The sequence below is a fragment of the Proteus sp. G4415 genome, assembly GCF_963896075.1.
Lineage (GTDB): Bacteria > Pseudomonadota > Gammaproteobacteria > Enterobacterales > Enterobacteriaceae > Proteus > Proteus mirabilis.
Genome location: NZ_CAWQOK010000133.1, coordinates 1 through 12,797 on the forward strand (window position 1 = coordinate 1; position 12,797 = coordinate 12,797).

7 protein-coding genes and 1 tRNA gene are annotated in these 12,797 nt (G+C 38.7%); 6 read left to right on the forward strand and 2 right to left on the reverse strand.

The window, feature by feature from the left end; all coding sequences use genetic code 11:
- The first annotated feature begins 156 nt into the window (after positions 1 to 156).
- The 4 genes from AACU95_RS14280 (at position 157) to fliZ (ending at position 4,415) form a co-directional block, all read left to right on the forward strand.
- Entirely contained in the window at positions 157 to 1,248 is a 1,092-nt protein-coding gene (locus tag AACU95_RS14280; protein ID WP_004243496.1) for a FliC/FljB family flagellin, read from the forward strand.
- Between the two features lie 309 nt (positions 1,249 to 1,557).
- Positions 1,558 to 2,661 carry a FliC/FljB family flagellin gene (locus tag AACU95_RS14285; protein WP_012368051.1) on the forward strand — a complete coding sequence of 368 codons (1,104 nt, stop codon included), beginning with the start codon at positions 1,558 to 1,560 and terminating at the stop codon, positions 2,659 to 2,661.
- A 442-nt stretch (positions 2,662 to 3,103) separates the two neighbouring features.
- Positions 3,104 to 3,826 carry an RNA polymerase sigma factor FliA gene (locus AACU95_RS14290; RefSeq protein WP_004248319.1) on the forward strand — a complete coding sequence of 241 codons (723 nt, stop codon included), beginning with the start codon at positions 3,104 to 3,106 and terminating at the stop codon, positions 3,824 to 3,826.
- Between the two features lie 58 nt (positions 3,827 to 3,884).
- The gene (fliZ, locus tag AACU95_RS14295) at positions 3,885 to 4,415 is read left to right on the forward strand and encodes a flagella biosynthesis regulatory protein FliZ (RefSeq protein WP_004243493.1); all 531 of its coding nucleotides are present in this window, start codon (positions 3,885 to 3,887) and stop codon (positions 4,413 to 4,415) included.
- A gap of 143 nt (positions 4,416 to 4,558) precedes the next feature.
- Here the strand turns inward: fliZ and putA are convergent, their stop codons facing one another.
- On the reverse strand, positions 4,559 to 8,527 hold the full coding sequence (putA, locus tag AACU95_RS14300; RefSeq protein WP_012368050.1) for a trifunctional transcriptional regulator/proline dehydrogenase/L-glutamate gamma-semialdehyde dehydrogenase: 3,969 nt from the start codon (positions 8,525 to 8,527) through the stop codon (positions 4,559 to 4,561).
- A gap of 471 nt (positions 8,528 to 8,998) precedes the next feature.
- On the opposite strand from putA, the gene putP reads away from it, so the two are divergent.
- Entirely contained in the window at positions 8,999 to 10,483 is a 1,485-nt protein-coding gene (putP, locus tag AACU95_RS14305) for a sodium/proline symporter PutP (protein WP_049203464.1), read from the forward strand.
- Between the two features lie 407 nt (positions 10,484 to 10,890).
- On the opposite strand, the gene AACU95_RS14310 is transcribed toward putP, so the two are convergent.
- Positions 10,891 to 10,966 (reverse strand) — tRNA-Lys (locus AACU95_RS14310).
- Between the two features lie 258 nt (positions 10,967 to 11,224).
- On the opposite strand from AACU95_RS14310, the gene cycA reads away from it, so the two are divergent.
- Positions 11,225 to 12,637, forward strand: a complete 1,413-nt coding sequence (cycA, locus tag AACU95_RS14315) for a D-serine/D-alanine/glycine transporter (protein ID WP_049208081.1) — start codon at positions 11,225 to 11,227, stop codon at positions 12,635 to 12,637.
- Positions 12,638 to 12,797: the final 160 nt, after the last annotated feature.

Below are 12,797 nucleotides of genomic sequence, written 5' to 3' on the forward strand. Positions count from 1 at the left end.
TTAGTTAATGGCGATTCTATAAAAAATCACAGAAAAATTTGTTGGAAAAGTTAAAGGTTGTATCTGGGGTGCCGATAAACTTGTTGCCGGTGATTGACACCGTAAATGAATAGGCAAACTTTTATTTTATCGACTTGATTTTAAAGGAATCTAGCTATGGCACAAGTCATTAATACCAACTATCTATCCCTGGTAACTCAAAACAACCTGAACAAATCTCAGGGAACTTTAGGAAGTGCAATCGAGCGTCTGTCTTCTGGTCTACGTATCAACAGTGCAAAAGACGATGCAGCGGGTCAAGCAATTGCTAACCGTTTCACTTCAAACGTAAATGGTTTAACTCAAGCTTCACGTAATGCGAACGATGGTATCTCTATCGCTCAAACAACTGAAGGTGCATTAAACGAAATCAACAATAACTTACAACGTATCCGTGAGTTAACTGTTCAAGCGAAAAACGGTACTAACTCTAATTCAGATATCACTTCTATCCAAAACGAAGTGAAAGAACGTTTAGACGAAATCAACCGTATTTCTGAACAAACTCAGTTTAACGGCGTGAAAGTACTGAGCGGTGAGAAATCAGAAATGGTTATCCAAGTTGGTACTAACGATAATGAAACTATCAAATTTAACTTAGATAAAGTTGATAACGATACATTAGGTGTTGCTAGCGATAAACTGTTTGATGCTAAAACAGAGAAAAAAGGTGTTACAGAAGCAGGTGCTGCAATCGATGCGAAAGATATCGGCGTTGCTGGTGCAACTTCATACGATTCAGGTACAGTAAAAGAATATAAAGTAGATGGTGTTGTTTCTGCTGATAAAGTAATTTTCAATGATGGTACTAAAGATTACCTCGTAAATAAAAGCGATTTCGCACTGGAAGGTGCTGACAAAGCTAAATTTACTGGTGCTAAAACAACTGAATTTACAGCAGATGCAGGTAAAGACGTTAAAACTTTAAACGTTAAAGATGACGCTTTAGCAACTTTAGACAAAGCTATCAACACCATTGATGAAAGCCGTTCTAAATTAGGTGCGATTCAAAACCGTTTTGAATCTACTATCAACAACCTGAACAACACTGTTAACAACTTATCTGCTTCACGTAGCCGTATCTTAGATGCTGACTATGCAACAGAAGTTTCTAACATGAGCCGTGGTCAAATCTTGCAACAAGCGGGTACTTCAGTACTTGCTCAAGCAAACCAAGTACCACAAACTGTTCTGTCTCTGTTACGTTAATTCGTACCCTGACACAAAAGATACCTTTCTATATCAAAGGCCCTCATCTGAGGGTCTTTTTTGTCATTTTATTTTATATTTAAACTCACTCTGTTTTAGTTTATTTTTTTCTCTCCATCTATTTTTGTTTTTTCTGCTAGTCATTATCTCTTATAAATTAATTAATTGGCTTTTTTTACTATTTTCGCGACGCGAAAACACATAAATACCTTCGATTTAATGACGATAGTGTTTAGGCAACGTTATTACAGGAGTGTAATAACAAACCTATTAATTAAAAATTTTCAAATAAAATTGAAGGAATATTGTATGGCACAAGTTATTAATACTAATTATCTGTCTTTAGTCACTCAAAATAATCTAAATCGTTCACAAAGCGCACTTGGTAATGCAATTGAACGTTTATCTTCAGGTATGCGTATTAACAGCGCGAAAGACGATGCGGCAGGTCAAGCTATTGCTAACCGTTTCACTTCAAATATTAACGGTTTAACTCAAGCATCTCGTAATGCGAATGATGGTATTTCAGTGTCTCAAACCACTGAAGGTGCATTGAACGAAATCAACAATAACTTACAACGTATTCGTGAATTAACTGTTCAAGCGAAAAACGGGACTAACTCTAACTCAGATATCACTTCTATCCAAAATGAAGTTAATCAACGTTTAGATGAAATCAATCGTGTTTCAGAACAAACTCAGTTTAACGGTGTGAAAGTACTGAGTGGTGAAAAGTCAAAAATGACCATTCAAGTCGGTACTAATGACAATGAAGTGATTGAATTCAATTTAGATAAAATTGATAACGACACATTAGGTGTTGCTAGTGATAACCTGTTTGATGCTAAAACAGAGAAAAAAGGGGTTAAAGCAACAGGTGATGCTATCGATGCAAACGCTCTGGGCATTTCGGGCGGTACAAAATACGCGACTGGTGTTTCAGTAAAAGAGTATAAAGTAGATGGTAAGGTTTCTGCTAATAAAGTTGTCTTAAAGGATGGTAGCGACGAGTACGTAGTAAGTAAATCAGACTTTACATTAAAATCAGGTACTACTACTGGTGAAATTGAGTTCACTGGTAGTAAAACCATTAAATTTAAGGCAGATGCAGGTAAAGATGTTAAAGTTTTAAATGTTAAGGATGACGCTTTAGCAACTTTAGATAACGCAATTAGTAAGGTTGATGAAAGCCGCTCTAAATTAGGTGCGATTCAAAACCGTTTCCAATCTACTATCAATAACTTAAATAACACTGTTAATAACTTATCTGCTTCACGTAGCCGTATCTTAGATGCTGACTATGCGACAGAAGTGTCCAATATGAGTAAAAATCAAATCTTGCAACAAGCAGGTACTGCTGTACTGGCTCAAGCAAACCAAGTACCACAAACTGTTCTGTCTCTGTTACGTTAATCCTTCATTAAACTCATCTTCAGATCCCACCCACAGCCATTTTTGCTGTGGGTGTTTTTTCATCAAAACAATTGTTTTTTTTATTAATCATGGATAGGTATTCCCATTGATGGGTTGTAGGTAAAAATAGATAAAAGATAAGTAATATGATTTATATGTTATTTTTTTATCAACAAAATACAGATTTGATGAATACATTTCTTTCAATAAGACAAAATATCAATTTATTTAACGGTTTTTCTGCGGATTAGTATGACCCATCTTAAGGTACAGTATGTACTTGTAATGCAATAACAAATTAAATTATCAATGAAAACCCAATTTTCGCTGAAAATTTAGCATAGGTGAAAAAGAGGGGCTTTTGCTTCACTGTTCAGCCGATTGCTAACACTATTTCGTCGGATAATGGTTTCCGGTCTTTTATCCAAAGGTGTCTTTTGTTGTGAGTGATTTGTATACCGCCGAAGGCGTGATGGACAAAAATAGCCTCTGGGAGCGATATGTCCCTTTGGTTCGCCATGAAGCATTACGATTACAGGTCAAGTTACCTGCGAGTGTTGAATTGGATGATCTTTTGCAAGCAGGGGGGATTGGCCTACTGAATGCTGTTGAGCGTTATGACTCAATGCAAGGTGCCGCCTTTACTACTTATGCTGTGCAACGTATTCGAGGCTCTATGTTAGATGAGCTACGAAGTCGTGATTGGGCGCCCCGTAGTGTGCGCCGTAATGCAAGAGAAGTGACACAATCCATTCATCAGTTAGAGCAGGATCTAGGACGACCACCATCAGAACAGGAAGTTGCTGATCATTTGCAGATTGAGTTAGCAGAATACCGGCAGATCCTATTGGATACAAATAACAGCCAGTTGTTCTCTTATGACGAATGGCATGAAATTTACGGTGAAAGCTGTGAACCGTCTCAAGACGAAGATCACGATGACAATCCTTTACAAATGTTATTGGAAAGTGATATTCGCCAAAGAGTCATAGACGCGATAGAATTGCTTCCCGAAAGGGAAAAAATGGTTCTTACCCTGTATTATCAGGAAGAACTTAATTTGAAAGAAATAGGCGCAGTGCTTAATGTCGGGGAATCCCGCGTAAGTCAGCTACACAGCCAAGCAATCAAAAGGCTGCGAGCACGCTTAAACCCAGAGAAATAGAAGTTTTGCTTATTTTTGTTTTTATTTATTAAGACTACAACACAGGGCTTTATCTCTTATGTCTGTTTCAACACAAAAGAAACGGCCGCTAAGCCGTTACATTAAAGACTATAAACACAGCCAAACTCATTGTTTGCATTGCCATAAGGCGCTTGATCGGATTTCTCTCGTATTCAATCGCCAAGTTATCAATAAAGAAGCCATTTCTGAAATGACAGATTTAATTGATGATGAAACATGGGAAACCTTGCAAGGAAAGTTTTCTGCGCTGTGCCGTTTTTGTAGTGAGATTTACTGTAATAGTGAAACTGATTACTTTGACATTATGTCTTTTAAGCAGTATTTGTTCGAACAAACGGAGATGAGCCACAGTACTGTTCGTGAGTATGTGGTTCGTTTACGTCGACTCGATGAATTGCTGACTTCCACTAATTTTCCTCGTCAAGAATTCACGACAGAGAAAATTCAGTCAGACTTGAGTAAAAAGCTCACTCCCTCCGCATTTAGTAACTACAACATTGCCCTACGTAAGTATGAGCAATATCTTGATTGGTGCCAAGCGCCAACCTCGATGAGTAGTGGTCACTAATCGCATTCAAGAGAGACCTAAAAAAAGGGGTAACATTATGTTGCTCCTTTTTATTTTTTATTCCAGAAATAAAAAAACCACCTTTAATAGATAAGTAAGTTAAAGGTGGTCTCAAAAATAAAGTGAGAAAGAGAACGCTGGGTTTAACTGATTGTCATTAAGCTGGCATTGCCTCCGGCAGCGGCGGTATTGACGCTTAATGCTCGTTCATGCAATAAACGCTCTAATAACAATGCTGTCTCACCACGTGAGAAGCCTTGTACTGAAATAATAGCCCCTTTACGTTGTGCAATTTGCTGACAAGTCTCTTTTAACTGATCACTATCACCATGATAAATAACGGCATTAATGCTTAGTGACTCATCTTGCCAGTTGTCCGTGAGAGTGATTGCTTTTCTGATCATATCAGGCAATTCACGATAGGTTTTTTGCGAGAAAACAGCATTATGGACAATAGCATGGCATCCTGATGCAAAGACTCCCGCTAACTGAGTAAATATATCTTGCTCATTATCTGAGAGACAAAGCACCTTGCCACAAGGGACTAATTGATAGGTATTACGCTCGCCAGTAGGCCCCGGCAATACGCGCAATGTTCCGGCTTGTGATGCATTGGCGTATTCTTCTAGCGCCTGATAATGTGCAGGTTCCGTTTTATTTGCTAACCACGTCATATAGTGATGATAGGTTTGTAATAACTTTTGTCGCATAGAGGCATCAAGGGGTAATGTTTCATCTTGACGTGCTAAGGTTTGTGTTATGGCATTTTCAGGACGTTTTGATAATAAACGATACAGATAAGCAGGGCCTCCAGCTTTTGGCCCCGTGCCCGATAAACCTTCACCACCAAAAGGTTGTACCCCGACAACAGCACCTACCATATTGCGGTTTACATATAAATTTCCTACTTTTGCATGAGTCGCTACATAAGCGATAGTTTCATCAATACGGGTATGAACCCCCATTGTTAATCCATATCCAGTCGCATTAATTTCAGCTAATAAAGCAGGCAGATCTTGGCTTGAGTAACGTACGACGTGCAGTACAGGGCCAAAAATCTCTTTTTTAAGTGAGCTAATTTTATCTAACTCAATTAAGGTAGGAGGAACAAAAGTACTGTTATTTTCAGCCTGTTTAGTAAGTTGATTATAGGTTGCTTGATAAACGTCAAAACCCGCTGTGCGCATAGTTTGAATATGTTTTTCAATACCCGCTTTTGCCTCTTTATCAATTACAGGGCCAATATCTGTTGATAAGAGACTTGGATCACCTATTATGGCTTGTGCCATTGCGCCTTTTAACATTTCAATCGTGCTATCAGCCACCTCTTCTTGAATACAGAGAATACGCAAAGCAGAACAACGTTGACCCGCACTATCATAAGCAGAGGCCATAACGTCAGTGACCACTTGTTCCGTTAAGGCAGAAGAGTCGACAATCATGGCGTTTAAGCCACCTGTTTCAGCAATTAAAGGAACAGGGCGACCTTCGCTATCGAGTCTACCCGCTAAGGTTTTTTGCAGAATGTGGGCAACTTCGGTAGAGCCTGTAAACATCACACCACGCACGCGTTCATCTGCCACTAATTGTGCACCAATGGTCTCCCCTTGACCCGGTAAGAGTTGTAATGCACTGCGAGGTACTCCTGCTTGATAAAATAGTTCTACGGCTTTAAAAGCAATCAGAGGGGTTTGCTCCGCAGGTTTGGCCAGTACGGTATTACCTGCCGCTAACGCTGCTGCAATTTGTCCACTAAAGATGGCTAATGGGAAGTTCCAAGGACTAATACAGACAACAGGGCCTAAAGGACGATGGGTATTATTATCAAAATCATTTGCCACTTGTGCTGAGTAATAATAAAGAAAATCAATCGCCTCACGCACTTCTGCAATAGCATTACTATAGGTTTTGCCCGCTTCTCTGACTAAGACACCCATTAATGGACCCATTTGCTGTTCCATCAGTTCTGCTGTGCGGACTAAAAACGCCGCTCTTTCCGCAGGTGGGGTTGCAAACCAAATTTCACCATTTTCTTGGGCAATATCTAAAGCAAAATTAGCTTCGGCGGCCGTTGTTTCACGTACTGTACCGACGACATCGGTGTGATTTGCCGGATTGAGTATAGATTGTGGTGCAATCACTTCTTCTGCACTATTACACTCACCACCAAGGAGAGGATGACTGTGAATTTTTTCCATCGCAGAGGTCAGTAATGCACTGGATAATGAGGCTAAACGATGCTCATTAGACATATCAATCCCCGGTGAATTTTTGCGTTCATCACCATAAAGCTGCATTGGGAGCGGGATTTTAGGATGTGAAAGTCCGATTTGTCCTTCAGCTTGCGCAATTTTATTGATCTCTTTAACCGGATCGGCAACTAATTCATCTAAGGAGATGGTGGTGTCAGCGATACGATTTACAAACGAGGTATTTGCACCATTTTCTAATAATCGACGCACAAGGTAAGCCAGTAGGGTTTCATGAGTACCTACTGGCGCATAGATACGACAAGGGCGACCAAGTTTACCATCAGCAATTTTACCCACAACTTGTGCATAGAGGGGTTCACCCATACCGTGTAAGCATTGGAATTCATATTGACCAGGATAGTAATTTTGACCCGCTAGATGATAAATGGCTGATAAAGTATGGGCATTATGCGTGGCAAATTGCGGATAAATATAATTCGGTGAAGCAAGCAGTTTTTTCGCACACGCAAGGTAAGAGACATCGGTATATACTTTACGGGTATAAACAGGATAATCTTCCAGTCCATCCATTTGCGCGCGTTTAATCTCACTATCCCAATAAGCCCCTTTTACTAAACGGATCATTAAACGGCGACGACTGCGGCGAGCTAAATCAATAATATAATCAATCACTAAAGGGCAGCGTTTCTGATAGGCTTGAATAACAAATCCTATACCATTCCAACCCGCTAATTCAGGCTCGAAGCAGAGTTTTTCTAATAAATCGAGGGATATTTCCAGTCTATCCGCTTCTTCTGCATCAATATTAATACCAATATCATATTGCTTGGCTTGTAGCGTTAAAGAGAGTAGGCGAGGGTAAAGCTCCGACATCACTCTATCATATTGAGCTCGACTATAACGGGGATGTAATGCTGAAAGTTTAATGGAGATCCCCGGTCCTTCATAAATACCTCGTCCATTAGAGGCTTTACCAATGGCATGGATGGCTTGTTGATAAGAGACTAAATAGTCTTGCGCATCTTTTTCCGTTAGGGCCGCTTCTCCTAGCATATCATAGGAATATCTAAAGCCTTTTTCTTCAAGTTTGCGTGCATTGGCTAACGCTTGGGAGATAGTTTCACCGGTGACAAATTGTTCCCCCATTAACCGCATCGCCATATCAACGCCTTTACGCACTAAAGGTTCACCACTTTTAGTTAAAATGCGATTTAGAGAATTAGATAATTTCTCTTCGTTATGGGTAGAGACGAGTTTGCCTGTAAACAGTAGACCCCAAGTGGCGGCATTGACAAACATAGATTGGCTTTGCCCTAAATGCGAGCGCCAATTGCCATGGCTAATTTTATCTCGGATCAGGGCATCACGGGTTGCTTTATCAGGAATACGCAATAAAGCTTCGGCTAAACACATTAAGGCAACCCCCTCTTGGGAAGAGAGAGAAAACTCTTGCAGTAAGCCTTGTACCAGACCTGAGCGTCCAACACCCTGTTTTTGTTTGCGTAATTTTTCTGCAATGGAGTAAGCCAGTTTATGCGTGGCTTGAGCCTCATGCTCAGGTAGCGTTGCCTGCTGTAGTAGCATAGGCACTGCTTGTGTTTCAGGTATACGATAAGCAGAAGTAATTGCCGAGCGTAACACCGATTGTGGGTGGATCTGCTCTGCAAATTCTAAAAACGGTTGATAATGTGCCGTTAGGGGATCAGTGCTTTCTTCAATATCTTGCTCAGCCTGTGTAATAGGGGTTAGGGTGAGCTGATCATTTTCAATTTGTTCAAGATAATTGAAGATGGCTTGTTTAATTAGCCAATGAGATGTTCTATCTAATTTTTGTGCAGCATCTTTTAATCTATTACGGGTTTCTTCATCAAGTCTAACACCCATTGTTGTGCTACTCATGCAGTGCTCCTCATATCGTGCATCTTACTTATACGGCACATTGACCAGTTATTTTTCTTAATATCAGTCATGTTGCAACTTTGTGCAACATTGTTAACAATAAATTTATAAATAATGTGAAAGTTGTCAGGTTTTATAAATGGTTAAAAAATACTATCTTAGATAGATAAATAAATAATACTTATAATTCATTGGCTTATATATTTTTCTTCAATGGGAAGATAATATTAATCTCTTTCAACCGAAGCAAATAGTGTGAAGTTACATACAAAAATTAAACACCGATACGTTAATTTCTTGTTAAATGCTTATAACCTATTCTAGGATTGATATGAATGTTTTATTTGTTACAGTAAGAAATTATTTTAAATAAAAACTGATAAGGTCATTGGTGTGCAACGAAGTGCAACGTTCCTGCATAAGTTGAAAGCATAGCAATTGATCGTAACAGATATATGGAGAACTGCGATTATGGCTCTAAATTCGCCAATGCTAATTACCTTTACGATCTATATATTGGGGATGCTTTTTATCGGCTATCTAGCGTATCGATCAACAAAAAATTTTGATGATTATATTTTAGGGGGCCGAAGGCTTGGTAGTGTAGTAACGGCACTTTCTGCGGGCGCTTCTGATATGAGTGGCTGGCTATTAATGGGATTACCAGGTGTGGTTTTTTTTGCGGGGATCTCCGAAAGTTGGATAGCCATTGGTTTATGTTTAGGTGCATGGCTTAACTGGCGTTTAGTTGCAGGGCGCTTACGTTTACAAACAGAAAAAAACAATAATGCACTGACTTTACCAGACTATTTAACTTCTCGCTTTGATGACAAAAGCAAAATGCTACGCATTATTTCTGCGTTAGTTATTCTTATTTTCTTCACTATTTATTGTGCATCAGGTGTCGTCGCAGGAGGTATGCTTTTTGAGTCTACCTTTGGCATTCCTTATCATGAAGCGATGATTTATGGTGCACTAGCAACCATTGCATATACTTTCCTAGGTGGTTTTTTGGCGGTAAGTTGGACGGATACGGTACAAGCCACATTAATGATTTTCGCACTTATTCTGACACCAATTATTGTTATTTTCTCAATTGGTGGAATTGACACCTCTATAGAGATCATTAAAGCGAAAGATCCGGCTTATCTTGATATGTTTAAAGGGCTTGATTTTATTGCTATTGTTTCATTATTAGCTTGGGGATTAGGTTATTTTGGACAGCCTCATATTCTCGCGCGTTTTATGGCTGCAGATTCAAATCAAACTATTCGTAAAGCGCGCCGTATTGGTATGACTTGGATGATCCTCTGTTTAGGCGGAACGGTGGCGGTGGGCTTCTTTGGTATTGCTTATTTTGAAGTTAATCCGACCGTTGCAGGTCCGGTTATGGCTAAAAATGAGCGTATCTTTATGGAATTAGCTTCGTTACTTTTTAACCCGTGGATAGCTGGTATTTTGTTATCTGCGATTTTAGCTGCGGTAATGAGTACGTTAAGCTGCCAATTATTAGTCTGCGCCAGTGCATTAACTGAAGATTTATATAAGCCTTTTATTCGTAAAAATGCCAGTCAAAAAGAGCTAGTTTGGGTTGGTCGTGGCATGGTGTTATTAGTTGCGGTTATCGCTATTTATTTAGCCCGTGATCCAGAAAATAAAGTACTTGATTTGGTGAGTAATGCTTGGGCAGGATTTGGTGCTGCATTTGGTCCGGTGATCCTTATCTCTGTCACTTGGAAACGTATGACTCGTAATGGTGCTTTTGCGGGAATGTTAATTGGTGCATTAACGGTACTGGTATGGATGCAATATAAATGGTTCGGTCTTTATGAAATTATTCCGGGCTTTATTTTCGCGTCCATAGCCATTGTTATTGTCAGTTTACTGGGTAAGTCACCAACGGCAGAAAATCAACAACGTTTTGATGAAGCAGAAGCGGAATATCGTAACACTTAATTATTAATAAACAGTAAGATTTTATTTAATGAAATACCATCTATATAAAAATATAGGTGGTATTTTTTTGGCAAAATAACAGTAAATATTAACCATTAAAGGGTTTTGTTTAGCATGATATTAATAGCATTAAGATTGCTTAATCAAAGCGATATTTAACCCATCAAACTTCATTGATGCTGTTATTAGTCAATAATACTGATACTAATATTTTTATTGGTTTAATATTTTGTAATACACTTATTTTTTAATCACAATTTATAGGTTAAATATTAGTCAGCTATATAACGCAATTAATGAGCGTGATAATCATTATATGTTTAGACACTTTTGCGACACTTAGCGATAGAAACAAAAAAGCCACTTATCTCTAAGTGGCCTATCTGCCTGATTACTCAGCGTAAATTTGGTGGGTTGTGGGGGGCTCGAACCCCCGACCAATTGATTAAGAGTCAACTGCTCTACCAACTGAGCTAACAACCCGATGCGCTAATTATTCTCCTCTCTTAAGGGCGGGTCAACCCTTAATTTGAAATTTTTTCCAAATGTATAAAATATCGTCTATTAAAATGAAGAAAGGATATTATTTGGTTATCAAATCGTCACTCATTTTACTAAAAGTGATCTTTTCATTACTTATTCTGAGATTTGTGTCACAATAATTTCGCAAACTTAGCCACGGCGAAAAAATAAAAAAGTGGCGTAACAACATCAAAAATATGAAAACATTTCAGGTATTGTATGGAAGAGCAAACAGAAGTTACTCAGCCCGTTAGAGTGAAAAATGCCACTCTACAACGCGGGCTAACCAATCGTCATATCCAATTAATCGCCATTGGTGGTGCTATCGGTACTGGTTTATTTATGGGTTCTGGGAAAACCATTTCGCTAGCTGGGCCATCGATTATTTTTGTTTACATGATAATCGGCTTTGTCCTGTTCTTTGTTATGCGAGCGATGGGAGAGCTATTATTATCAAATTTAGAATATAAATCGTTTAGCGATTTTGCCGGGGATTTATTAGGGCCTTGGGCTGGCTTTTTTGTTGGATGGAGTTATTGGTTTTGCTGGGTTATCACCGGTATCGCGGATATTGTTGCCATTACCTCCTATATTAGTTATTGGGCGCCCAATTTTCCTGAATGGGGAACGTCTTTTATTTGTGTGCTGACACTACTTATTTTGAATTTAGCCACAGTAAAATTATTTGGGGAAATGGAATTTTGGTTTTCGATGATCAAAATTACCGCTATTGTCTCTTTAATTATTGTTGGTATCGTATTGATTAGCATAAATTTTCAATCTCCAGCCGGCCACACGGCAACTATTGAAAATATCTGGAATGATGGCGGTATGTTCCCTAAAGGGATCAACGGATTTTTTGCTGGTTTTCAAATTGCTATCTTTGCCTTTGTGGGGATTGAACTAGTAGGTACAGCAGCGGCTGAAACACGTGATCCTGAGAAATCGTTACCTAAAGCGATTAACGCTATTCCTATTCGTATTATTACTTTTTATGTTTTGGCATTGGCGATTATTATGTCAGTAACGCCGTGGCGTTCTATTTTGGCAGACAAAAGCCCGTTTGTAGAACTCTTTGTCATGATTGGTATTCCAGCCGCAGCCAGTTTAGTTAACTTTGTGGTATTAACGGCAGCCGCCTCTTCAGCAAATAGTGGTATCTTCTCAACCAGTCGTATGCTATTTGGTTTATCGAAAGAGGGGGAGGCACCAAAACAGTTTAGCCAGCTATCAAAACGTTCAGTACCTGCCAATGGTTTACTCTTTACGAGTCTCTGTTTATCTTGCGGTATTGTGCTAATTTATTTTATTCCAGATGTGATGCGGGTATTTACGTTAGTAACAACGGTCTCTGCGTTATTATTTATGTTTATTTGGAGTATGATCTTATGCTGCTATTTAGCATATCGTAAGAAACGTCCTCAATTACATCAACAATCTATTTATAAAATGCCATTAGGGATAGTGATGTCATGGCTATGCTTAGCATTTTTTGTGTTTATGGTCGTGTTATTGGCATTTGAACATGATACCCGTCAAGCACTGATGGTAACGCCCATTTGGTTTATTGCTTTAGGAATAGGGTATCATTTTGTGAAAAAGCGTAAACAAAAAGCACAATTAAAAAATTAATCTTTTTTAGTTGAATTGATGGTCATTGGATAAATATAACCCTATCTTTTTCGATAGGGTTATACTTTAATTTGAGTTAAACCATTAGTCAGAATATTTCGAATATAAATTTGTTATTTTATTTTTTAATTGAAAATTTAAAGCAATGTATTATTTTAAA